Origin of the sequence: Metabacillus litoralis (assembly GCF_003667825.1) — a bacterium.
In the GTDB taxonomy this organism is placed as follows: Bacteria; Bacillota; Bacilli; order Bacillales; family Bacillaceae; genus Metabacillus; species Metabacillus litoralis_B.
Map to the genome: position 1 here is coordinate 3,755,419 of NZ_CP033043.1, position 25,588 is coordinate 3,781,006.

At 36.2% G+C, this 25,588-nt stretch carries 23 protein-coding genes; 3 read left to right on the forward strand and 20 right to left on the reverse strand.

Going from position 1 to position 25,588, the window contains the following annotated elements; translation table 11 throughout:
• Window position 1 precedes the first annotated feature (1 nt).
• Both D9842_RS18395 and D9842_RS18400 read left to right on the forward strand, forming a co-directional pair.
• Window positions 2–829, forward strand: a complete 828-nt coding sequence (locus D9842_RS18395) for an SH3 domain-containing protein (protein ID WP_121663761.1) — start codon at window positions 2–4, stop codon at window positions 827–829.
• Between the two features lie 125 nt (window positions 830–954).
• The gene (locus tag D9842_RS18400) at window positions 955–1,677 is read left to right on the forward strand and encodes a CBS domain-containing protein (protein ID WP_121663762.1); all 723 of its coding nucleotides are present in this window, start codon (window positions 955–957) and stop codon (window positions 1,675–1,677) included.
• A gap of 343 nt (window positions 1,678–2,020) precedes the next feature.
• Here D9842_RS18400 and D9842_RS18405 read toward each other — a convergent pair whose 3' ends face one another.
• From D9842_RS18405 to D9842_RS18465, 13 genes are all read right to left on the reverse strand, one after another.
• Entirely contained in the window at window positions 2,021–3,064 is a 1,044-nt protein-coding gene (locus D9842_RS18405) for a hypothetical protein (RefSeq protein WP_121663763.1), read from the reverse strand.
• 197 nt (window positions 3,065–3,261) lie between these two features.
• Window positions 3,262–3,576 carry a hypothetical protein gene (locus D9842_RS18410; protein WP_121663764.1) on the reverse strand — a complete coding sequence of 105 codons (315 nt, stop codon included), beginning with the start codon at window positions 3,574–3,576 and terminating at the stop codon, window positions 3,262–3,264.
• 254 nt (window positions 3,577–3,830) lie between these two features.
• Complete coding sequence (locus D9842_RS18415; RefSeq protein ID WP_121663765.1) at window positions 3,831–4,277, reverse strand: hypothetical protein; 447 nt, start codon at window positions 4,275–4,277, stop codon at window positions 3,831–3,833.
• A 354-nt stretch (window positions 4,278–4,631) separates the two neighbouring features.
• Window positions 4,632–4,973 (reverse strand): CAP domain-containing protein, encoded by a 342-nt coding sequence (locus D9842_RS18420; RefSeq protein WP_121663766.1) that lies wholly within the window; start codon window positions 4,971–4,973, stop codon window positions 4,632–4,634.
• 268 nt (window positions 4,974–5,241) lie between these two features.
• Window positions 5,242–6,042, reverse strand: coding sequence for a tyrosine-protein phosphatase (locus D9842_RS18425; RefSeq protein ID WP_121663767.1), 801 nt, complete (start codon window positions 6,040–6,042; stop codon window positions 5,242–5,244).
• Window positions 6,039–6,308, reverse strand: a complete 270-nt coding sequence (locus tag D9842_RS18430; RefSeq protein WP_121663768.1) for a hypothetical protein — start codon at window positions 6,306–6,308, stop codon at window positions 6,039–6,041. The genes D9842_RS18425 and D9842_RS18430 overlap by 4 nt, the downstream gene beginning before the upstream one ends.
• An 89-nt stretch (window positions 6,309–6,397) precedes the next feature.
• A complete protein-coding gene (locus D9842_RS18435; RefSeq protein ID WP_121663769.1) occupies window positions 6,398–7,204 on the reverse strand; it encodes a COG1361 family protein in 807 nt (268 codons plus the stop codon).
• Window positions 7,197–9,683, reverse strand: a complete 2,487-nt coding sequence (locus D9842_RS18440) for an FtsX-like permease family protein (protein ID WP_121663770.1) — start codon at window positions 9,681–9,683, stop codon at window positions 7,197–7,199. The genes D9842_RS18435 and D9842_RS18440 overlap by 8 nt, the downstream gene beginning before the upstream one ends.
• Window positions 9,655–10,371, reverse strand: a complete 717-nt coding sequence (locus D9842_RS18445) for an ABC transporter ATP-binding protein (RefSeq protein ID WP_121663771.1) — start codon at window positions 10,369–10,371, stop codon at window positions 9,655–9,657. Before D9842_RS18445 ends, D9842_RS18440 begins: the two co-directional genes overlap by 29 nt.
• A 2-nt stretch (window positions 10,372–10,373) precedes the next feature.
• Window positions 10,374–10,892: a hypothetical protein gene (locus tag D9842_RS18450; protein ID WP_121663772.1), complete on the reverse strand. Its 519-nt coding sequence runs from the start codon at window positions 10,890–10,892 to the stop codon at window positions 10,374–10,376.
• Window positions 10,893–11,029: 137 nt separating this feature from the next.
• On the reverse strand, window positions 11,030–11,278 hold the full coding sequence (locus D9842_RS18455; protein WP_162987499.1) for a hypothetical protein: 249 nt from the start codon (window positions 11,276–11,278) through the stop codon (window positions 11,030–11,032).
• 319 nt (window positions 11,279–11,597) lie between these two features.
• Window positions 11,598–12,857 (reverse strand): sensor histidine kinase, encoded by a 1,260-nt coding sequence (locus D9842_RS18460; RefSeq protein ID WP_232273768.1) that lies wholly within the window; start codon window positions 12,855–12,857, stop codon window positions 11,598–11,600.
• An 82-nt stretch (window positions 12,858–12,939) separates the two neighbouring features.
• The gene (locus D9842_RS18465; RefSeq protein WP_121663775.1) at window positions 12,940–13,620 is read right to left on the reverse strand and encodes a response regulator transcription factor; all 681 of its coding nucleotides are present in this window, start codon (window positions 13,618–13,620) and stop codon (window positions 12,940–12,942) included.
• A 177-nt stretch (window positions 13,621–13,797) separates the two neighbouring features.
• Between D9842_RS18465 and istA the strand changes: the two genes are divergently transcribed.
• A complete protein-coding gene (istA, locus tag D9842_RS18470) occupies window positions 13,798–15,180 on the forward strand; it encodes an IS21 family transposase (RefSeq protein ID WP_162987500.1) in 1,383 nt (460 codons plus the stop codon).
• Window positions 15,181–15,355: 175 nt separating this feature from the next.
• Here the strand turns inward: istA and D9842_RS18475 are convergent, their stop codons facing one another.
• The 7 genes from D9842_RS18475 to D9842_RS18505 all read right to left on the reverse strand — a co-directional run bounded on the left by D9842_RS18475 (window position 15,356) and on the right by D9842_RS18505 (window position 25,557).
• Window positions 15,356–16,603: a recombinase family protein gene (locus D9842_RS18475; protein WP_121663777.1), complete on the reverse strand. Its 1,248-nt coding sequence runs from the start codon at window positions 16,601–16,603 to the stop codon at window positions 15,356–15,358.
• Between the two features lie 369 nt (window positions 16,604–16,972).
• The gene (locus D9842_RS18480) at window positions 16,973–19,906 is read right to left on the reverse strand and encodes an Ig-like domain-containing protein (protein WP_121663778.1); all 2,934 of its coding nucleotides are present in this window, start codon (window positions 19,904–19,906) and stop codon (window positions 16,973–16,975) included.
• Window positions 19,907–20,339: 433 nt separating this feature from the next.
• A complete protein-coding gene (locus D9842_RS18485; RefSeq protein ID WP_121663779.1) occupies window positions 20,340–21,653 on the reverse strand; it encodes a UDP-glucose dehydrogenase family protein in 1,314 nt (437 codons plus the stop codon).
• A gap of 1 nt (window position 21,654) precedes the next feature.
• Window positions 21,655–22,542 (reverse strand): UTP--glucose-1-phosphate uridylyltransferase GalU, encoded by an 888-nt coding sequence (galU, locus tag D9842_RS18490; protein ID WP_121663780.1) that lies wholly within the window; start codon window positions 22,540–22,542, stop codon window positions 21,655–21,657.
• Window positions 22,543–22,555: 13 nt separating this feature from the next.
• Window positions 22,556–23,314 carry a glycosyltransferase family 2 protein gene (locus tag D9842_RS18495; protein ID WP_121663781.1) on the reverse strand — a complete coding sequence of 253 codons (759 nt, stop codon included), beginning with the start codon at window positions 23,312–23,314 and terminating at the stop codon, window positions 22,556–22,558.
• A 15-nt stretch (window positions 23,315–23,329) separates the two neighbouring features.
• Entirely contained in the window at window positions 23,330–24,418 is a 1,089-nt protein-coding gene (locus tag D9842_RS18500; RefSeq protein WP_121663782.1) for a glycosyltransferase, read from the reverse strand.
• A gap of 2 nt (window positions 24,419–24,420) precedes the next feature.
• Entirely contained in the window at window positions 24,421–25,557 is a 1,137-nt protein-coding gene (locus tag D9842_RS18505; RefSeq protein WP_121663783.1) for a glycosyltransferase, read from the reverse strand.
• Window positions 25,558–25,588 lie beyond the last annotated feature (31 nt).

A 25,588-nucleotide genomic window follows, 5' to 3' on the forward strand; every position in this document is an offset into this window, starting at 1 on the left:
CATGTCGGAGTGGATAACAAACCTTTTTGACTCCATTATGGAACTAATTTATAAATTATACATTGTACTTATGAGCTTATCTGCTCCCTTTCGAATGGCCGTTATTATTTTACTATTAGCTATTGTTCTTCCATATACGATCAAGCTTATTCTCTGGTTATTCAACCATTTAACGAAATATGTAATTCAATTTATGGAAGCTTCATCTAATAAAATTGGCAACATGACAACTAATCGAAGAAAACAAGGAAAAAATCCTTTAGTGGGAACTGGACTGATAGACTGGCTTTTTTCAATAATTGAAGCTCTTGGCACAAAGTTAAGAAACGGAATAATAAAGGGTTCCCAAGTGAAGCCAAAAACGAAGAAAAACTATAAACTTATCAGTATACTATGCATAGTCGGTTTACCTATCTGGGGGCTATTTAGCCCAGCCGGAAAACTAGTTGTTGCCTGGTCGGACTTTGAAAACAGGCTTGTAAGCGAGCATTTACAACCTTTAGGCTATGATCCCTCTACTTATAAAAGCTTTGAACTAGCTTCCACAAGCGTCAAAAGTGCTTTAGAGGGGAACGGCGGGGAAACAGCAACCGCTACTTCATCAGAAGAATACTATGTCTCCCCAAATGAAGATGCCAAGAATGGTGTTTATATCAGAGAAGGCCCAAGTATTGACTCACGTGATATTCATGTTCTTCCTTATGGTGATTACGCTCTTTATTTAGGTGAAGAACAAACCGATGGAGAAGGCCGTATTTGGTATAAAGTCCAAGTTAATGATTCACTAACTGGATGGATTAGCTCAAATGTTGTTGATGTATACGAGTAAAATGAAAAGAAATTATTATTAAAAGCTGATTGCTAGGACGTGCTATCTAATGCTAGCCGTCCTATTTTTTTGGAATGAAAAGTATATTATTCAGAAACAGCTATATGAAGAAAGGAGGTTATTGAATGTCTTTGTTAAAAGAAACAAGACTAAGTGAACGGTTTGAGGTAGCTTACAATAAGATAGATGAAATATTAAAGAAACGTGTAAAACATTATGATAAAAGATTTACGGTACTTCTTAGAGAAGGTGCTAAGCAGCATAGACTTATTAAGGCTTACTCAGAGGAACTAGAACAATACGGAAGACTTCGAAATGCGATTGTTCATGAAAAAAGAGAGTTAGGTACATATATCGCCGAACCACACCATGATGTTGTAGAAAGAATTGAAAGAATTGCAGAAGTCTTTACAAAACCAAACTATGCACTAACCATTGCCACAAAAAGTGTTATCTCCTTTCAATATGAAGATAAAATCACGACGGTTATACAAGCAATTAAGGAGCATAACTATTCACAATACCCTGTTTATAAAAACAAGAATTTTATCGGATTACTAACAACAGGTGATATTGTAAAATGGATGGCAAGCTACACTGTTAATCATATAGTAGATTTGGCAGATGTTAAAGTTATGGATATTTTAATAGACACACTACAACATCCAATTGAATTTGCAAATAAATCGATTGATATTTTTGAAGTAGAAGAAATCTATGAAATTGCCCATAAGAAAAAGACCGATTTAGAAGCTGTGATCATTACTGAAAATGGCATGATCGACGAAAAGCCCCTTGGTCTAATTACAGCATGGGATCTTATTGAAATTGATTATACTGCGGACTAAAGGGACAGGTACCTTGGCCCTTTGTTTCTTTACTACTGCTTCCTTCAAGTTAATAAGGAACGTTGGGACACAGAACCTTTCCCGCTGTCTCCCATCATGTCAGCAAGAAACTTTGAGACATGGAACCTGTCCCTCTGTCTCGCTTTTAAACACTTTAGTGATATGAAATTCAAGAAAAACCTTATTTTATAAGTATTTAAGAAATATAAATAGGTAATTAGCAACCCTACCTACGACACTTATCGACAGTTTTCGACAATGTTATGATTACATTGTGTGTGTTACCTTTCGAGATGCAATTTTTGCATCTCTTTTTTTAATATTCTATGTTAGTGGACTTTATTTACCAGCCTCTCACTTTTTGGTTTACTACATAAAATGAAATGTATGTTTGATATTTCCCACCAAGAAGTTCTTCTAATTCACTTTGGAAAGTCTCCTCAAATAATGTAATAACTGCTTCTTCACCTAAAGGAGAGTTCCAAGTTTCTGTTTTTAAGATTGTTAAATTCATTTCTTTTAATTCCTCGACTTTAAAAGAAACTTTCACTCCATTTCCTAACATTTTATTGAATTGAGCAAATATTGGAGTAGTTTTTTGTTCCAGGTATTCTTTTGTATAAAATTGATTACTTATTTCTTCCTCACTTACATCAACAGCGAATAATCCGTTTTTAGAAAATGCCACACTTGCTTCTCTTGTAGTAGGATTTACTATATTGAATGAATATGTTAACTCTTTATACTTAAGCTCTGTAAATCTATCTTCTTTAACTTCTTCTATTAGCTGTTTATCTTTTAGGACTTCCTTTGCTTCATCAATTGTCATTCCCCACTCTAAACCAGGAAACGCTTTTGTTAATAAAGATGTGTTTTCAATTTCTGTTACGACTTTGTTTTCCATAGTAGCTAACGTATTCGTTACTTTTGTTGGGATATCTTTATATCCACCAGCTTTTTTAATCTCAATAGCACGTTTTTTTAGTCGCTCTAATTTAGCTAGGTCAAGGTTTGCTTTCTCTGTATTGCCCGCCTTTAGAGATTCATTAATAACACCTAAAAGTCTATATTGAGACACTTCATAAATAACACGCTCACGTGCAATCTTGGCATTCTTAACGTAAGTAGAATTAAGAGCATCTCGCTTAGATTTACCTGACACTTTACCGATTGCTTTCTCAGTTTTCTTAATCTCGCTGGACAATTTGTCATATTGATCATTAATAGCCACAATATCCCCTGAATCAATCGTCTTTTCAAAGCTGGATAGTTTATTTTGTAAACCTTTCCCCAGCTTAGTTGCCTCATCAAGGCTACTAGCAATAGCTTGCTTCGAAAAGGATACTGTGAATATTAAAATGATAAAAGTTAAAAAAATTTTTTTCATACATAAACTCCCTCATCAGATATAGGTCTATTAACCCATAAAAATATTACCATATTATGTGATATTCTGTAAATAAACACAATATATTAATCAGTTAAAAAACGCCATCTTTAATCAAAAGACTGTAGGCGACTCAATATCTGAGTTTGCCTACAGTCTTTTTTGACAAAACTAGTATGATAATCTATGACTAGGTGTTAAAACTTATAATTTTTCAAAGAGATGGAATATGCTGTCATATAACTATTACCTGGCTCCCACTCACTTGAACTTATTTTTATTGATAACTGTTCAAATGGGTCATTTTTAATCCAATTATGTCTTTGAAAGAAAAGTGGAGATGGGCTAAGGCCACTACCATCAATTCCATCCTTTGGTTCTCCAAATAAACTTTTTGTTTTTATGTATAAACTATTATAATCTGTTTCTATTTGTTTAATATCTGGTATATCACTTGTTATTAGTTCATTAATTACGTAAATAGAAACTAGTTTATTATTATTAAACGCCAATGCGATTCTCTGATTTTCCGAACCTAAATAACTCTCTAACAGATTAGTCCATCATATGTTAAGAATACAGTACTTGCGTTATAATTATCATTTTGACTAAGGCTGTATCCGGACATTACGCCCATTACTTCCTCTACCGTCATATCCCAACTAAGATTAGGATGAAGTGTACTCAAAATACTTTTTGAGTTCAGGTTTGCTTCTGCAGAATTTTCTTTGTTTTTAAGAGTATTATTAATCTGAGTAGGTAAAGCCTAATACCCTCCTGCATTTTTAATCTCAACTGCTCCCTTTTTTAATCGATCTAACTTAGCTAGGTTTTGTTTAGCTTTCTCGTCGTGGCCAGATTCAAATAGGCCCTCAATTATATTTATTAAACGATATTGTGATACCTCATAGATAACACGTTCTCTTGCTATTTTTGCTGGCCTTACGTATTTGGCATTAAGGTTATCTCTTTTGTTTTTTCCAGACACCTTTCCAATGGCTCTTTCTACCTTCTTTATGTCATTGGAAAAGCCATCATATTGTTCATTAATACTAACTATATCTCCTGAATTAATTGACTTTTCAAATGTCTCTAAGTGATTAGCCAGTTTATCTCCTACATTTACAGCATCGTCCAATGAACTTGCATATGTGGTGTTCATACTGATAATAAATGTAATTACTAGTGTGAAAAGAAATATGTATGTTTTCAAGTTATGTCTCACCTCTACAGTTTATTAGACCTATGAATATTTTACCGTAAAATTAAAACCAGAATACAAGAATTGAAAGTTTTACAACTAATTGGAACTGCTCAGCAAACCATGGATAATAAAACCATTAAAACAAGAACTTCATGGTCTAAACCAAGAATAATTATTCTATCAAACATTTACAACAAGGAAACTGTCCCTCTTGCCCTCCACCATTGGATCACTTCTTGCCTGTACATCTACTGGAAACTACATGTAGTCGTTAAAGTCATGTGCACTATTTTATAAAAAACAATAAACTAGCGCCTATATCCCTTTTCTCCCTGGAATAGACGCTAGTTTACTAGTACTCAATTAAATTTTATCTTTATTAGTAGAAAAGTTCTCCAAGGCAAACCTGGGACAAGGAACCAGACCCCTATTCAAAAAACTCCTTCTATGTCCAGGACTATTCACCCAACCGCTAACTACTGCTTCAGGTGTTTGATAGCCGGCAGCGATATTTTCAGCTGATACTTGATAAGTGATATCAAACTGCTTCATCATTTCAGTGGGTGAACCGTATGTTGGAGATTGATGACTAAAATAGTTGTATAAACCCTTATCATTGGATTTTTCTCTTGCAACAGAACTTAATTTAAAGTTTAAGTTTTGTGGGTTATCTTTACCGCATATTATCCTTTCGATATTTGTCATTAAAAAACATTGTATTCAAACTCGTTAATCCTAAACTATTACCCTCTTCGATCTTTACGAAATGTTTAGTTCTTAAGGAGTTTTCAAACATTTCGAGTGAAGTATCAATACCTGTTGGTACATCTTCATAATGACCTGCTTCTTTAATTGCTACTGCTCTCTTTTTTAATCGAGCTAACTTATTTAAATCGCTAGTAATATCTGAGTTACCATCAATAACTTGTAATCCGATATTTTACAATTTGAATCCATCAGTTATTACTCATTTCTATTCCGTACTTTTAAGGACTAGATTCTGCTTCAGTCTATCTAGAATCTCTACTTCTAGTTGGCAAGCCTCCATAAGATAGGCTTCTATTGTTCCAAATCGTTCCTTAATATTGGTATATAATTGCTCGAGCACTTCAGGATGAGCCTTTAATATGAATTCAGTACGCTCTGGGGAGACATGAAAAAGAGTCATCCATCTCATGACTTTTATAAATATATCTAATCGATGTTTGTAATAATCGTTGGTTAAGAGATATTCTTCCAATACCTTTTGATAGGGTACCTGGACTAAGGACTGAATGATTGATGCAATAATCCCTGTTCTATCCTTTCCAGCTGAACAATTGATGAGCACCGGCCAATTTTTATCATCAGAGATTAAGGTAAGTATTTTCTTTATCTGTGGCGTTTGATAGAATGCAATACTATGATAATACTCCCTAGTAAAGTTTTTAAAATCGTCTGCTCCTGTCTTTCGAAACAAAAAGCTAAGAAACTTTCGGAAATTAGCATCTTGAGTCTCTATGGGAAGTAGAGGAATGTTCACAGAATTAATCTCCTCGGCAGAAAGTAATATGGGCTTATTCTTGTTATATTCTTTTTCTGATCGAAGGTCTAAAATTGTTTTAATCTTAAATTTTTTCAATTTTTCCAGATCAGATGGAGTCATGCTTGATAATTTATCTGAGCGATAGAGCACACCTTGCTTTAAGGTAGATCCTTGCTCTGTTTTTATCCCTCCGATGTCACGAAAATTATATATTTTTTCAAAGTGTTGTATTAATAGTTTGTTACTCATAATTCACTCCCACTTACCCCATGTAATAGGTAGCCAAAAGCTATCCATAGAGGTGAGAATACAAGACCTAAGAATGCTAGTTCAGTCGAAATCCATTTTACACGTGAATCTGACAATGCAGCTCCGAGATAAACACAAGCAGTATACGCTAAGAATGATGCAAACAATTGATAAGAAAACGGAGATGAAAAGGAAAAGAATAGTTTACAAACCAGTAATGCTAATAGAATACCTACAACCACACTTTTGAACTCTATTTTTTTCATCATTCACCTCGTAAGTTAGTTTTTGTTGATTTTATTAAAATAGATGTTCCTGATGTTATTTACACAACCCCACCGCTGCCATTGGCGCTCTATGGAACGTCAACGACAAAAGGCACTGTCAAGATATTCCCGTTTCTTTGAAATTGGGCCCAAATTTTATAGACTCCAGGTTGTGGGAATGTGGTTTCAAAGAGGGCAACAGGGCCGCTCCCTTGATTTTCTAATGCATGAACATGTAAATATCGTTCACTGTCTTCAGATAAAACAACAACGTGACCAATAGATCCTAGATAGGGTTCAAGGTCAGTTATTGGATCCTTGAGATCACCTTCCGTTAACCTAAATTCTAATGTAAGCTCCTTCCCAGCCTCTAGCCCAGAGTTTACAGTTAACGATACATTTATTCCTTCTATAATTTTCTCGAGACGATGATCAACAGATACAGGACTTAGTTGAGCAGCTTCTCCTTCAACTGTTACCCATTCCATTTTACTCATGGAATCACCATCTTTTGGCTTGAAGTCCGCTATCATCCGATACTCGCCGCCAGCTGGGAAATGATTCTCCACCTCAAATACTCCATTCCCCTTATACTCTGGATGAATATGGTTAAAATAGGATAAATCTTTACTAACTACGATCAAATGTAGTAGCTTTTCATGAGTAACCTCAAATTCTTCAATGGGGTCACCGTTGTTAGCAACCGTCATTCTTATTAAATGGTCATCACCAGGAGCTTGACGTTCATCAAGCTCCCACTCCACCTTCACATCATCCGTCATGATTCTTTTACTCTCAACCACCTCCTCTTCATCCCACGATGAATCTGAATTACAGGCTGTCAGTAACAATACAGCCGAAAAACATAGAAATAAGATCAGGCTTTTTTTACTCATATCGCAACGCCTCATTTAATGGAATTTTTGCAGCTCTTCTTGAAGGGGCAAAACTTGAAACCAAGCTTATGAGTATTCCAAACGAGAAAATCAACGTAATGATCAGTGGGGACACGCCAAACTCAAACGTTAGGTTATTATACTCCATAAAGCCAGATGTCATATAGATTAATAGGATACCGAATAGAATACCGATGACAGTTGCTGCTAAGCCTATTCCGAACCCTTCAAGAATAACCATTCGGACGACTTGTTTTCGTGTGACCCCTACTGCACGCATCATTCCGATTTCACGAACACGTTCCATGATATTGATTAGCAATGTATTCGTGATTCCGATCCCTGATATAATAATTGCCAAAATGACTAATGCATTAATAATGCTAAACGAGCTTGTCACCATGGAGCCTATGACGGTTACCCAATCCTCTGGACCCCACATTTCTTCCACGCGTTCTCCAAATTGCCCATAGATATTTTCTCTTAACTGAAGTGAACTTGTTTCATCATCCTTCAACACTAATGCATTTTTTTCAAATTTCACTCCGAAGCTCTCTTTAAAATGAGCCTCGTTCATAAACGCACCATATCCTCTATTTTTCATTGTATTAACGACAGCAATAACCTTAAATGACTTTGCTCCATCTAGGGTATCTAGCATGATGCTTTCTCCAATTCTTCCACCCCATACTTCGTAGGAAATTTCATCAAGAATGATTTCATCGTCATGTAAACGTTTAATTAAGTCACCATGTGTTTCATTTTGTCCGGTAAACAGCGGAAAACGATTAATCCAATCTTCTCCAACTCCAAATATAGGGAGCATTCGTTTTTCTCCATCAAGAGTCCAGATGATTGATTGCAAAGAATATGTCGTTGCATCGGCAACACCTTCTGTATTTTTGATTTTTTCTAGATCTCCTTCTTCAATGTGGTGAAACATGATATCAAGATTCCCACCATACGTTGAATGAACCATTTTTTCATAGGTCTGTAATAGTGCTGAATTCAGGGAACTCATTAATACAATCATGGCAATCCCTAGGCAAAGTATGACAGAGGTCATCGAAGAGCGACTAAGATTGCGATGTAAATTCCTCATTGCCATATCTCCTGAAAATCTGAATATAAGACCATAAAACCCTTTTATAACGAGTACAAACAATCTAAATAAATATGGGAAGATGCATGCAATCCCCACCATTAGTGGCAAAACTAATAGTAAATGTTCAATAAAAAAACTTGAAATAATTAGAACGATACCGAGGATCCCCACCCATTTATTCGTAGGTTTCGCTTTTGATTTGTGCTCCTTTAATACTTTTATCACGCTAATTTTTCCTACATCTCTAATCGGATACCAAGCTGCAATGACTGGAACAACCAATCCTGCGAGTAACGATAATAAAATCCCTGGTAAAAGAACAATACTATTTCCTTCTTGAATACCGATCAGCATAAAGACGATATTTGTTAACCCTAATGCCATTCCATATCCAACGACCAACCCAATTACAGTTCCAATCAACGCTAACAGGATCACCTCTGATAACACCATGGCCTGTAGTTGTCCTGGGGTATACCCAATCGTTTTTAGAACGGCAAATTCATTTTTTCTTTCCTTTATGCTCACGTATAGTGAATTAAAGATGATGAAAGCACTTAATATGATCCCTAGGAAACCAGCGATATACAATGCCATGAAAAAGGAATCCATTTTTTGGAATTCTTCATTAATATTGATAACGACTGGTTGCATAAAGATGTCTGAATTCATTTTTGCAATTTGATCAGCTGCTTGCTTAACAGATGCAACACTTTCCCGATCATTTGCTTTTCCTTGAATTCCTTGAATTTGACCCTCTAACCCAAACCATTCTTGAACAACTGGTAGTGGAAGAGCAACTGCCCAGTGATGATACTTTGCCATATTCCAACTGGATGGTCCCATTAACTCTTGTGTGTACTTGATAATAGCGGAAACCTCGATGTTTTTTATTCCTTGATCTGTATTAAACGAGATAGAATCACCAATCCTTGAACCCCATATCTTAGCTGTTCTATCAGTTATAACAGCACCTCCACCGTTTAGATCGCCTTCGATTAGCTCAAATCCAGTAACAGTTGTATCGAGCTTACTGTAACCTGTCACAACCACCCTTTTTTGGATAGATGATATCTCTTCCTCCTCTACGACAAGCTTTGTATTTTCTTTTAATAGTGCAACAGATGTCGCACCATCAATCGTTTCCATTTGCTTATGCACGTCTTCTGAAAAATACGCATCGGTGCCTGCCAGAATGAAATCCGCTTTTGCGAAGGCTTTTTGCACAAAGATTGGAAATGACTTCTCTGCTGAATCCACTGCAGCAATAACCGAAAAAGTGGACGCGACACCGATGACAATCGATAAAATTGTCAGGAAGGTTCTCAACTTTCGACGCATTAAGTTACGCCAAGCGATTTGCCATTGTTTCATTATGATGACCTCCTTTTACACCGTCCTCTATAATTAATCCATCTCGGACTGTGATGATCCGATTGGCAACTTGTGCCGCTTGTAAATCATGGGTTACCATCACGATGGTTATTTGGTCCTCTAGATTAAGCTTTGAAAGTAAGTTCAAAATCCCTTCCCCATTTATCTGATCAAGATTTCCTGTTGGTTCATCCGCTAAAATTAACTTTGGTTTCATAGCCAATGCTCTGGCAATTGCTACCCTTTGTTGCTGCCCTCCACTTAACTGAGAAGGAAATTGAGATTCTTTTCCTTCAAGTTTCACATCAGATAAAAGCTGGCTAACTGTCGATTTAATTTTCTCTTTAGAAGCATTGTTTGCTGATAGTGACAAGGCAATGTTTTCTCCCACTGTCATCATCGGTAAAAGCTGATAGTTTTGAAAGACGAAGCCGACTTTTGTACGTCGGAATTGAGTCAGTTCTTTCTCACTTAATCCATTTAATTGAACATCATCCACCACAATGTTTCCTGTGCTTGGTAGATCTAGACCCCCGAGCAATTGCAGTAAAGTACTTTTCCCTGATCCACTTGGGCCCATTATCGCTACAAATTCGCCCTTTTTAATGTGGATATTATTATCTTTTAATGCGTAAAAATCTCCTGATTCTAAAGAATACACCTTTGATACATTTGACACTTTTATCATTTTTATTTCCCTCCACTATTGATTTTTTTTGTGTTTGAAACTATTTTTTTGTGTTGTTTGTTATACGTTAAAGATGCAATGGCTAGCAGTAAAATGAAGCCAAGTAGTAGCCACAAAATGTAAGTTGGTAAAAACGTAAATGCAAGAACAAACCAAGCAAAAAATAATGCCGATGGGCTAAGGCCTTTTAAGATTTGATAGAGGATTTTCACAAAGCCCCTATTATATAAAGGTGTGGCCTCAAGAAGAAAAATAAATGGATTACAAAATGTTCCAAATGCGAGTGGAATCACAGCAAACACCGGAAGCTGATGGTTCGTTCCTAGCTCTAATAGAAACACCAGACCAATTGAAAAAGCCTGCATGATAAAATCTAAATGAGCGGATTTTAATTTTCTAGGATTCGTAAAAAACTGCTTTAGCTCGGAATGATGCAGATAATATACCGCTCCAAGTGGCAGTGATAATAATAGTCCCACCAAAAAGATAAAACCTGCCCAGTGTAATAGAAATATATTCAATTAATTACCTCCTTCTTTTTCAGTAATGAAATAAATTCTGGCTAACAATTTTCCATCTTCTATATGACCTCACCAATTTCTGTTGTTAATGTAAACCACCAATATGAACTGGATATGAACTACTGAAAAAACTCTTCTTACCACCCTGTTTCAAATAAAGTCCATACGACTAACAGAAAAGCAAACGTTGAAAAAACAAAAATAACAATGACAAGTTGCACTGATACAACAGGCTCTTTTAACTGTTCGTAAATGAACCATAGTATCGAACCTAAAGTTAAAACAATCAGCCCCCTTCTCACGGAAATAGCCATTTCAATAAACACGTTACATGCGACAATCATTGAAAGTATTAATGGTAGTAACATGAGTTTGGGAAGATTCACAAAAGGTTGCTCCCTCCTATTCTTTTAATAAACGCTTTATAAGATTGACTATGAACATACTATAAAACCTCAATATGAACTGAATATGAACTTGTGAAATAAAATGAAGAAGAAAGGATCATCGTTATTCCGAAAGGATGAATATATAAAAAACGCCCAGATTTTTCTGAGCGTTTGATCAGTTTATAATGTTGGATTTATTGTTATCCAACGATTTTTTGTTGAAGTATTTCCAAAACGTATAATTGATAAAGAAACCCGAAATCAATAGCTGATTTCGGCCTCTTAACATATAAATGATTTATATCATTCCAGCTTTTTATCCTTTAAATTCCATAGGTATTGTAACAGTGAATGTTGCCCCTCCTTCAGGGCCTTCTCCTACTTCAATCGTTCCATGATGAAGATGGATGATTTGTTGAACAATGGATAAGCCAAGACCGTTTCCTTTAATAGAAGGATCTCGGGACTTATCCACTTTATGAAATGGTTTGAAAATATCTTTTCGTTCCTCTTCTGGAATGCCTTCACCATTATCTGTGATTGATACTGTGAATACAGTATTCTTTACCTTAGCTGTTATTCGAATTTCCCCTTGTCTAGGGGTAAATTTAATACTGTTATTAATAATATTTGTCCACACCTGTTTCAGCTGGTCTTTATCTGCTTCAACTTTCAACGGCTCAAGCTTAATATCAAAGGTAATTTCCTTAGTGCTCCATTGCGGCTCCAATCCAATAACCACATCTCGCAGTTGTTCATCTAAACGGAAAGAAGTGATTACATGCTGATGCTGGTCATGCTGAAGATGAGATAATCCTAACAAATTCCTTCCTAGACGAGATAAACGCTCACTTTCCTGTTCAATAATTGTCAAGTACTGGTTTCGCTTTTCCTCACTCATTTGCTTTTGTCTTAGAGCTTTTGAAAAACCTGAAATCGATGTTAAGGGTGATTGAATTTCATGTGAGACATTGGCCACAAATTCTTGACGCATTTGATCAAGCTTTCCAAGTTCCCGAGCCATCTCATTAAAGCTTGCACTTAAGACACCAATCTCATCTTTTCGTTTCGTAGGAAGTTCGATATTAAAATGACCCTGGGACATCTTTTTTGTTGCATCTGTTAAGCGAATAAGAGGTTTCACAACATAACGTGCTGCAATAATAATTAATAGGCTTCCTAAAAATAAAATGATAACATACATGAGATGAATAGAATTCATAATCTCAACTTCGACTTTATTCCTGTCAACCGTTAAAAATAATGCATAAGACTCTCCGTTATCTTCAAATGGTATTCCCACTATCGGAAGATGATTCATTCCTGCATATATATAATCTTCTCTCCCTCCCGATAAAACGCTCTCTATGTAGTTCCTATCCACTTCCATTTCTTCTCCAAGAAGTGGAATACCTTCTTGATTGTATAGCTGAAGACGAGTTTGGGCTGTGCCAGTAAATGCCTCTAAAAAAGGTAGTAGCTGATCAGATTCTGTAGATTTATAGATTTCAATGACCTTTTCCCCATTGCTAACGAGGATATCTCGAATCTCAGAATGGATTCTCCCTTGGTACATTAGATTGGTCCCAATATAAGCAATCACTAAACTCAACATGACCGTACTGACAAAAATAACAACAATTCGAGTGTATAATGACTTAATCTCTGTACACCTCCAAGCGGTACCCAAGGCCACGAATGGTTACGATCTTAAAGTCATTTTCGAACTCTGCGAAACGTTCTCTAAGTCGTTTGATATGGACATCAACTGTCCGTTCATCCCCCTCATAATCAATGCCCCAAATTTCCTCAATAAGATTGTCACGAGTGAACAACTGCCCAATATAGCTACCAAGCTTGTATAATAGTTCAAATTCCTTCATTGGAATCGTTACCCTTCTACCATCCTGATATATTACTTGATATGTTTTGCGATCTAACTCAACTTCTCCAAGATTTATCATATTAGAAGCAGCAATCCGGTATCGTTTAAGAAGTGCACGTACTCGTAGAACTAGCTCAACTGGGTCAAAAGGCTTTACCAAATAATCATCTGTACCAAGCTTAAACCCCTTAATTTTATCTTGAGCCTCTCCTTTTGAGGTAATCATCAAGATTGGGATATCGCCTAATTCACGAAGTTCCTTACATAGCTCCCAACCATCTAATTTAGGCATCATAATATCTAAGATCACTAGGTCCAACTTATGATTCTCTGCATAATCCAATGCCTCTGCCCCATTTGACATCTCAACAATCTCAAAGCCCTCATCATCCAAATACAGACGAACAAGTTCACGAATATGAGCTTCATCATCAACAATCATAATCTTCGCCAATTAACAAGTCCCCCATCTATTTGATCATAAAGTTCATATTCTATTATATTCTGAGAAGTTATTATATGGAATAGATATCCATTTCCCGTCTTGCTAAATTATCATCATCGACTTAATTCTTCTTTTTCAATACCGATAAAGAATATGTATTTCTTTCATTTAAAAAGGAGAATCAATATGACATTATCCAGAACCCAAGAATCACAAATCCTAGATTTACACCTAATCGGTACTGCTCAGCGGGCAATTGCTAAAGAAGTTGCTGTTTGTTTAGATAGTGTAAATAAACGTATTCAGCACTTTAAACAAACCGGTACCACACATATGCCTTATAAAAAGAGAACTTCACAGTATGACCCCCAAGAAGAAATGATCAGACAAAGAATTCGGTATTATCTATCATTAGAGAAACGTAAAAGTAGATTCACAGTAAATCAATTACATCTGAGTCTACTAAATGACGGTTATATTGTTAAAAAATCTAAAGTAGGACAATGGGTAAGATTTGAGCGAAATCGTTTGAAGGAAAGCTATCTAGATATTTATCATGAACCAGGTGTAGCTGTACAATTCGACTGGGGATCAAAAACAATTAGAGTAAATCAGCGTAACAAACTTATCCATTTTGCAGTGTTTGCTCTACCTTACAGTAATTTTCGCTATGTACATGTTACTGAGAAAATGGATTCAAAGTCTTTCGTAGATGCATTTATCTCTTTTACAAAGCATATCAAATGCGTATTTTCCATTCTACTTATAGATAATATGAAAATTGCTGTAAAAAATCGTTCATTTAGGGAAAACCAAATACAATTAACAGACCTATTCAAACAGCTAGAGAATCATTATGGAATGACGGTACGCCCGTGTACTCCTTATAAACCAAATCAAAAGGGAACTGTTGAAAATGCTGTAGCTACATTAAAACAAGAACTTCATGGTCTGAACCAAGACTATAAATCTATTAAGCATTTACAAAATGAAATAAACGTGATCTTTAAAAGATTGAATGATAAAAAACACCCAACAAAAAATAATACATGTCAGAAACTAATGAAATATGAGTGTTCACTGGCAGGCCAAGTTCCTTCAAAGCATTTCGTTTACTTTCATGAGATTACTAGAAAGGTTAGAAATGATACATTAGTTTCATTAGATGGTAATTATTATTCTGCACCTGAAGAATATAAAGGAGAAAAGGTGAAGATAAAATATAATGACCGAACTGTTAAGATCCTGTCTAGTGATGGGAAAACTTTAGCTAAATATAGCCGTTGCTACGGAAAGGGATACAGGAAATACAGAGTATGGAATATGTTACGTATGCATCAGCATAAATCAGATGGTTTTGATCAATCCAACCAGAAAAGACAACTACCTCGCTGGCTTAAAAAACTATATGATCAGCATTTTAACCAATACGCAGAAGAATACTTTATATTTCTTGAATTAATTAAGAATGCTTCGAGGGATAATGTAAAGAGGTTATTAAAATATCACAGCGTACACGATATAAAGTTAACATCTATTTCAGCTTTGGACTTTATATCTAGATGTTAGAAAAACAATTGTTCTTTGATAATTAAATAACTTAAAAAAGTTCATACTAAAAACAATATGCCCCCTTTTTTACCCTCTTTAGATATCTGAATAGTCTAATATTTCGCTCGAGATAAAAGTAATATCTGTCTATATATATAAGAATAACTTGTTATTACTGTTCTACTTTTATTAGTTAATCTGTTCTGTTTTTGGTGAAAAAGATCCACTCATCTTGTTGTATCTTATTATGCATAAGTAGATTTTTCAGAAAGGAGGGTTCATCATAAAACATAGATTCCATTAATACTCTACGACCATCTAATTGCATAATCTCTTCTTGTAATGATTTTAATTTAAGAAAGTGATTTATAAGTTTTCGCTTCCAATTCTGGGATATTTCATTTTGGCTAGGATTGTTAAATAAGAAATCCAAGAGAGAACCTTCTACACTTTTAATAAAAATAGCCTCATCCATACTCCCTTTACAACTATTACAGGATACATGGTTAGGTATAGTTACTAAGGGTTTTAAACAATGAATGCAGAGTGACAACTGAGGTAAAAGGTGTTTTTTTGGTTTTCTTCCAGTCCTTTCTGTTGAAAGTTTTACTTGTACATATTGATATACATCTTTATTTAACAATGGTTCAACCTTTTCTGATTTTACTCGGTAACGCTCTCCTTTAAACTCACCTGTCAAAATCCCAGCATATATATCATTCCGTAAAATATATGAAACAGCTTTAGTGCTCCAAGTCTTCCCTCGTTTAGTTAAACCATAGTATTGGTTTAAATGATTCTTTATATTTGTCATTGAAACATTTGCAAGATAAGCTAAAAAAATATACTGAACAGCTTCTAAACTTTGCATTTCTCTTAAATCATTTGTTTCATTAAAATCTGCAAGAACTAAATCTTTCTTATTCTTTTGTATATAACCGAGGGGTTTATGTTGCCCTCTGAACAGCTTGTTAAACAAAACAACTGCTTTTCTTCCTGAATTAACCCTATCTAGAAGTAACAATCTTTCCTCTTCTGCAAAGACGGACTTCATCATGAGAATTAACTTGAAATATTCATGGTCATTAGTTATGCCCTCTACAACAAAAGTAATATTCTTTACTAATTTGCTAATCTCTAATACTAGGTCAATGTTGTTACGAAAATCTCTACCTAAACGGTCAACAGTATAAAATATTAAATCTGTTATATCTTCATCACCTGTTTTAATTAAATTTAGCATTTTCTGTAACTCCGGACGATTTGTATTAGTACCACTGTAACCAATATCACTAAATCGGTACTTTAGATAGATATCGTTACGTTTACAAAAATCGAGGCATCTTTCTTCTTGATATAAGATACTTTCCCTATCATCCAATGTTCCTTTAGGTTTAATTGATTTTCGACAGTATGAAATACCAATTCTCAGTGAATCCATTTAACACCTCTTTAGAAATACAATTTATTAAAGTTACAAAGTGCTTAAAAACGATTATTACCCTTTGACTTTATAAACTGTGAGAAGTATATGTCAAACTAATTAAGTTAATATACACCTCCAATAAAAATGCATACAACAAGCATTCACTTTGGAATGATTGTTGTATGCATGGTTTGAACTAAACACATAATTTTTATTCATAAAAACTATATCTGTTTAAAATAATTTATTAGGGAAATATAAATAATTTTAATGTAGTTACGGGTGTAATTTTGTGGTTAGACTTATTATAAATAAGCACTGAAATCCTACCTATAGAAAGTAAAAAGACAGAAGGTATTATACCTTCTGTCTTTTGAAAATTTATTATTTAATTGTTACAGATTTGTTGTTAGCTAATGGGTTAGAAGCAGCATCTGCACCAGTTAAAGTACCAGTAGCAGCAGTTGCAACCTTTAATGTTAATACATCAGCAGCTTTGATGTATCCACCATTGTAAGCAGCAGCATCAACAAAAGTACCTTCAGCTAGTAAGATATCATGACCAGCATCATATCCAGCACCGTTTGAACCACCAGCTACGTTAATGAAGATTTTCTCATCACCAGTAGCTTGTAGACCAGCATCATGAGTAACTGCGATTTGTAATAGAGTACCACCAGCATCTGCACCAGTTGTAATATTAGCAGGGGAAACTGCAGTTGTAGCAAGTTCCTTACCATTTAATGTTACAACTAAATCAGCAGTTAAAGTACCAGTTACAGCTTCAGAGTAACCAAGAGTGATAGTTCCGTCGCTATTTAATTTACCTGAGTTAAGTACAGGTTTAACATCGTCAGTTAAAGATAAGTTGTTAACAGCAACTACGTCAGCAACGTTACCAGCTTGGTCTTTAATTCCAGTGATAGTGAATGCATAGTTATTGCGGCTAGCATCAACAGAACTAGCAGGTAATTTCACGGTTACAGCGTGTAAAGTGCTATCTTGAGCATTAGTAGCAATTACTACATAGCTTCCTGCTGGAAGTGGTTTTCCATCTAAACGATAATTATCAACGTTTTGTACAGTAGCTTTGTCTAAGTTAGCTTCAGTAACAGTGAAAGTGATATCGTTATTTGAGTTACCTACGTTTGCTACAACTGGTTTTTGAGTATCAGATAAAGTAGCATGTAAGTTAACACCATTTAGAGTAGCAGCCGTGTTTTTATTGTTACCAAGTGAGGCATCAGTTGTAATACCTTCTGAAACAATTACAGTTGCAGTCTTAGAAGTTGTTGCAATTGTATTAGCTGTGAAAGGAATAACTAATACTTTTGAATCCTTACTGTTAAGAGAAGGAGCACCTAGTGTAACTTCACCAGTAATGTCTTTTCCATCTTGGTCAATTAACGTAATAGTTCCCGCAATTGCATTACCTGGGTCTTTTACTTTTTCATCAAACGTAACAACTAATGCACCGTTTTGGTGAGTTGTTCCATCATAAGTAGCACCTTTAGCTAAAACTGTAGTCGATAATACTTTAGGAGCTACAGTATCTTTAGTTAATGTTGCAGTCTTAGTAGTTGCTGCAATAGCATTACCAGAAGAATCTTTAATAGCATTTGTGAACACAAAGCTTAAGTTTTCTGTATTTGAAGTAGCATATAAACCAGATGAGAAGTCAATTGTGAATTCTTTGTTTGAAGTGCCCTCAACACGGTTTACAGTGTAAGAACCAGTTGCCACACCATTACTATTTAATACAGTAACTGTATTGCTAGAAAGAGTTGAAATATTCATGCTCTTATCAAATACAACTTTCACTTTATCATCTTCTAAAGCTTCAACAGATGTAATAGTTGCAGCGTTAGTATCAGATTGAACAGTAACTGTTGTTTTTGTTGGGTTAGCTTTGACTAAGTTACCAGCATAATCTTTTAAGTTTAATACTTCTACTTCATAAGATTGACCAGCAGTTAAGTTATCAGTAGTTTGTAAAACTACTTCATAAGGGTTAGAACCTGCAGTTGGAGTTACAGTCTTACCTGCTACTTTAAATACTCCTGTTGTTGAGTAAGCAACTGGCTCACTGAAAGTAAGTGTTACATTTTTAGTAACAGTTGATGCTTTAGATGATACAGAAACTAACTCTGGAGAAACTTCATCTTTAACAACGATTTCAGTAGTTGATTTAGGGAAAGCTTTTCCATCTGTTGTTTTAACACCATCAACAACAAAGTTGAAAGCTGTGCCAGCTTGGATACTAAGAGCTGCTTCAACAGTTTCCGCCTCTACAGTAGTAATTACTACAGATTTACCATCTTCCTGTAATTCAGCAGTGAATGCATCTACACCTGTGTTATCAAATGCTGAATCAGATAATGCTTTAACAGCGTTATCACTGTTACGTTGTACTTGATAGCTAGCTAATGCTTCAGCAGTATCTTTGTCAACAACTTTATTGAAAGTTATTTTAACTTGTTTAGCGTTAATCGCACTTACAGATTTAACTGCAGGAGCTAAAGTCTCTTCGTAAGCTACAACAGTTGCAGCTTCAGTTGTGCGTAATTGTGCTTCGATTTCTGGAAGAGCTGGGTATACGTCAGTGCGGTCTGGGTAAAGAGCTTTACCAGCTTCTTTGATTTCAACAGCACGCTCTTTTAAACGATCTAATTTAGCTAAATCAGCTTCAACATTAGCAGTGTTTCCAGCTGCGATGTTAGCGTTGATTTGAGTTAATAGGTTGAATTGAGAAACTTCATAGATTACTGACTCACGAGCAAGTTTAGCATCTAATAAGAAATCTGCTTTGAATGCTTCACGAACAGCTTCTCCACGAACTTTACCGATTGTTCTTTCTGCTTTTTTGATTGCAGCAGATAGAGTGTTGTAGTTTTCAACAACTTCAGCAGTGATTTCGCCAGCTTCAACGTCAGCTTGTAAAGCTTCAGTAGCATCAGCAAGTTCACCAGATAAGATGTTTACTGCATCGATGTAACGAGCAGCGTAAGTTTGTAATTCAGTTGCTTGTGCAAGAGTTGCTTCATAGTAAGCTTTCTCTTTACCAGAGAATGCAGCTACTTGAGCTTTTGCATTAGCGATAGATTTTTTAGCTGAATTGAATGCTGCTGTGAATTCAGCAGATACAGTAAGATCAGTGTTACCGTAGAATTTTGTTAATGCTTTTGCATTTGTGCTTGCTTGTACTACTGCTTGTTCTACTGAAGATGCAGCAGCAGCTCCAGCTGGGTTAGCAGCAACAACAGTTGTTACAGCTGCAGCAGCTGTTAAACCAAACTTTGCGACTTTCTTTTTAGACATTGTGTGTGTTCCCCTTTCGAGTTTTGAAAAATTATTGTTTTTATCAATAGGAGATATAGGTGTATAGCTAAATCCCTATTAATCTACTAACTATTCTAGCTATATTCTCCTGTACATTTAGAAATTATTTCATATTCTAGTAGAAAATTCAACTATTTTTTTAGTTAATTTCTTCTAATTTATGAAACTCTTTCTCCCAGATGAATACATTACCAATAATATAACATAACTCGGAAAAATTCTAGTACTTTCGACTATTTTTATTTTCCAAATAATTGTAATTTAATATTTCATTAAAATATTAAACTATGTTAACTATGGTAAGTGCTAGGTAAGATGTATCACTACTCAAAATATATTTTATTTGAATAGCATGTATAAAACAACCTTACACCAATATTATCGACATAAGGTTGCAATTATTTAGGCTTTTTTAAGATAAATTATTAATGGATTTTCTTCCAATTGAGTGATATTCTACCTTATATTTTGCCGCTTCTTCTAAATCATAGCAGTTTCGTCCATCAAAAATAACCGGAACCTCTAACCAGTTCACATAATCGACAAATTTGATGTTTTTGATTTCATCCCACTCGGTCACGATGAAAACAACATCTGCCATCTTCACAGCTTCTTCTGCTGAATTTGTGTAGATCGTTTCTGCTGGTAGTAGGTTCTTCGCATTATCCATGGCGATTGGATCGTAGCCTACGACTTTAGCCCCTTCCTGCACTAGTTCATGAGCTAAAGTGATTGAAGCTGCTTCACGCATATCATCTGTGTTTGGTTTAAATGCAAGACCAAGTAATGCAACTGTTTTGCCTTCCAGTGAACCAAAACGTTCCTTTGCTTTCTTAAGGAGTAAACGCTGTTGTTCGTTGTTAACCTGGATTACAGATTTTAATAAATTAAACTCATGCTCAACGAAGCTTGCGATTTGGACAAGCGCGTTTGTATCCTTCGGAAAACATGACCCTCCATAGCCTATTCCTGCCTGCAAGAATTTATTCCCAATTCTATCGTCCATTCCCATACCTTTTGCAACATCACTTACATTTGCGCCTAATTTTTCACAAAGGTTTGAAATTTCGTTAATGAAACTGATCTTTGTAGCAAGGAATGCGTTTGATGCATACTTGATCATTTCAGCACTGCGGATATCTGTTTTATAGATAGGAATACCAAATGGCTTGTTTACTTCTTCTATAATAGCTGCTGCTTGCTCTGAGTCTGCTCCAATAACAATACGGTCACCATTAAACGTATCCGACACGGCAGAGCCCTCACGAAGGAATTCTGGGTTAGAGACTACCTCAACGTTTACGTCTTTCGTTAAGTACTCAAGGATAATTCTCTTTACCTTTTCATTTGTTCCAACTGGCACTGTGCTCTTTGTGACAACGACTGCATCGTTTTGTAGGTTTTGGGCAATGTCCTTCGCTACCTGTTCGATGAAGCGCAGATCTGCTGTACCGTCTTCGCGCTGAGGAGTACCAACGGCAATATAAACTACCTGCGCGTCATTGAAAGCATCCGCGTGCTTTGTTGTAAAGTTCAGGCGGCCTGCTTCATAGTTTTTGACCATAAGCTCTTCTAAGCCTGGTTCAAAGATTGGGGAGATGCCCTGTTTCATTCGTTCTACTTTTGATTCGTCAATGTCTACACATGTAACGTTATGGCCGATATCGGATAGGCATACTCCGGTAACAAGCCCAACATAGCCGGTTCCTACTACTGCAATTTGCATATTACCTGCCTCCATTATCTTTGCTGACTACCTCTTTTAAGTACTCATACACTTGATTCTTCAAATCTTCGCGTTGTAGAGCGAAGTCAACTGATGCTTTAATAAAGCCGAATTTATCTCCCACATCATAGCGAACACCTGTGAATGGGTACGCTACAACAGATTGAATGTCGTTTAAGATTTTTAATGCGTCTGTTAATTGAATTTCTCCACCGGCACCTGCTGGTAGATCATCTAAGATGTTAAAGATGTCTGGCGTTAAGATGTAACGCCCCATGATGGCATAGTTTGATGGTGCATCTTCCTTAGCTGGCTTTTCTACTAAAGAATCAACTGTAATTACTCCTGGCTTTTGCTGGTCTTGCTTAGGAGCGATGATCCCGTATTTCGATACATCTTCATCAGGTACAGGCTGTACACCCACAACAGAGCACTCATATTTTTCGTACATATCAATTAATTGCTTTGTACAAGGAACATCTGATTTTACAATATCATCCCCTAAAAGCACGGCAAAAGGCTCGTTTCCGATAAAACGGCTTGCACAGTTGATTGCATGACCAAGACCTTTTGGCTCTTTTTGACGGATGTAGTGGATGTTTGCAAGGTTTGAAATCTCTTGAACTTCCGCCAGAACCTTGTCTTTACCCTTTTTAGCTAGTGTTTCCTCTAACTCATATGATTTATCAAAATGATCTTCAATTGCGCGTTTACCACGACCACTGACGATCATAATGTCTTCGATTCCAGACGCAACAGCTTCTTCGATAATATATTGAATCGTTGGTTTATCTACGATTGGTAGCATTTCCTTTGGTTGTGCTTTTGTTGCTGGTAAAAATCTTGTTCCTAACCCTGCTGCAGGGATAATCGCCTTACGTACTTTCATGGTATTTCCTCCCCTATTTCAAATACGTTTTTTTAACTGCATTCAACGCATAGCCGGTAAAACTAAACATTGAGCGAAGTAGCCCGAGCTTTTCAACCTCTCGATATACTTTCCATGTTTGTTTTGCAGCTTTTACTTTGTTACTAGAAATTGAGCCCGGTACCAATCGGTAATAGGCTAATACCTCTTGAAGGCCATGTGCTTTGATGCCTCGTTTTAAAATCGAAAGCCATAGAGCGAAGTCTTGTCTTGTTCGAATGTTCGGCATTTCGATTGGACCTGTTTTTTCTATATTCACAACGGCTGTTAAGCATCCAATGATTGTGTTGCTTAGTAGACCGTTATAATCAATATTTCTTGGTACATCTATGACGCGGTCAAGCTTATTACCATCCACGTCCATTAACTGATACTTTGAATATGTAAAAGCATAATCATTGATTTCCATGAACTCAATTTGCTTTTCGAGCTTTTTTGGCACCCATAAATCATCACTATCTAAGAAAGCAACATACTTTCCTTTAGCTGCTTTAATCGCTGTATTGCGCGCAACAGCAGCACCACTGTTTTCTTGTAACTCTATTAATTTGATTCTGTCATCTTTTTCTGTGTACTCTCGAATGACTTTTCGTGATTCATCCTTTGAACAGTCATCCACAATCAGCATTTCCCAGTTTTGATAGGTTTGCGAGAGGACAGACTCAATCGTTGCCGGGATAAACTTTGTACTATTGTAAGAAGGTGTGATGATCGATACTAATGGCTTGTCCACGCTTTTCCCTTCCTTCTATAATAAATTCTTTTGATAGAGGGAAACCATATAAGCAGCGTTTTCCTCCCATTGATAATGCTTTGACACATGCTCGCGCCCAAGCTTACCCATCTTTTTGCCTTCTTCAGGGTTGTTAATGAAATAAATCATTTTGTCTGCGATCACTTGTGCATCCTTTGTTGGGATGACAAAGCCAGTTTGCTTATCTAAAACAACCTCAGGCAGGCCACCAACATTTGCAACAACAACCGGAACCTCACAGGCTTGAGCTTCAACAGCCGCGACCCCGAAGCTTTCACTATCAAGAGTTGAAGGTACGAAGAATACATCGAACTCATTGATTTTGTTTGGAACTTGATCATGTGGGATTTTCCCCGTAAATGTTGTTTGGTCAGCAATGTTTAACTCTGTGGCCAAATTCTGATATTCCTCAAGCTTTGGACCTCCCCCAACAATAGTTAGGTGGGTGTTCTTATACGTTGCCTCGTCCACTTGCTCCTTAAAAAGAGCATACCCTTGTAACAGGTAGCGAATACCGTACTTTTCTGTCATCGTTTTCACAATACCGAAGTTGACCTTGTCTGATTCGGTTCGTACTTCATTTGGCTTAAACACATCAAGGTTCACACCAAATGGAGTCACTTCAATATTCTTGTCTGTATATTGAGCTGTTTCTACCTTCATGACCTCACTTGTTGAGCCAATCATGTCAGCTTTTTTCAATGCATATTTTACCATATATGTATTTAAAGCACCTTCTTTTGGGAAGTCAAAAATATCCATTCCCCAAACTGATATCACATACGGGTGATAATTCGCCAGTGCCCCGATTACTCCATAGCTCGATACATAGTGAGCATGAAGAATATCCGGTTTTTCCTCTTTTAATATTTTCTTAAGAGTTGATACCGTTAGAAAGTAAGTTAGTTTATTCGAACCAACATTAAGGTAGCGCGTTTTGACGTTTTTCCAATGCGAACGATCTTGGTCATCCTTGTGGCTGTCAAAGCTAATGTTGATGATGTCAAAACCTTGCTTATCATAGTAATCAAGGAACTTTTTTGTGTGTACGTTACTTGCTGGTCCTAAGACGGCAATCTTCATCTTTAGCTCCTCCCTTCTTTTATGCGCAGCATATCGTTTGCAACTTTTTTCACTCTTGCATACCAGCTATGGTTTTCCCATGCTTTTAGCTCGATGTTTTGCTTTGTTTGATTGTATGTGTCAGGCTGCAGAAGGTCGAGAATAGCCTTTCCGTATTGTTCTGGATCAACTGTTGACACAGCGCCGAAGTCTTCTTCTTTTAAAAGTCGAGCTTGAGCATCACAATCTGTTGCCGCAACAGGCAGGTGGTGTGAAAGGTATTCAAACAATTTAACAGGCACTGCAAAATCGTGGTATGCATTTTTCTCCCTTGGAATTAACGCCAAGTGGGAACGGTCGTACACTTCGATTAGCTGGTCACCTGATAAATGGCTTACCTTTAACCAATGATATTGTTCGTACTTATGCATTTCTTGATATTTAGTGTACTCATTTTCACGGCAGACTAATTCAAGATTAATGACATGCTCATTTTCGTTTAGTACTTTGAATGCTTCAAGAAGCATTAGCATCCCAACTTGGTCACTGATTCCACCGACGAAAACTGCTTGGTATGGCTTTTCCAGCTTTAATGAGATGTTGTTTCTTTTTTCAACTTTCTCCATACCTGGAGGTAGCTCACTTACTTCACCTTGCCAGCCCACATATTTGTTCATTTCTAATGAAGGTAGATAAAGTAGGTCTACATATTTTTGGTATGTTTTTAGCTCTTGCTTATAAACTTGTCTCATTAAATAGCGTAAAAACTTAATTCCTTTTGGTGGCACATACATGTCGTCAAACTTCCAGTACACATCTCGGTAAAACAAGCTGATCGGAATGTTGTGCTGTTTCAATGTGCTCCAGAAACCGCTGTCTAGCTTAACGTTCTTAGGCTTACGATCCGGATCTGTAAACCAGTATGGCATTGTGCTGTTTTCCATGTAACAGAAAAGAGCATTGTTGTAGTCGTTACGCGCATGATAATGTTCGATTGCTGCTTGTCTTTCTGACGTTGTCCCTGAGATGACAACAAGCTCGAGATTTTCTTCTTCACAATATTGCTTAAACGCTTCGACAATTCGTTTTGGCCTAACACCTGATCCGCTTTTCGGATTTTTTTGTAGTTCATATGGAAAGTACACGAGAATGTGCTTCATTTATTTCGTCCCTCAATTCAACTAGTTTCGT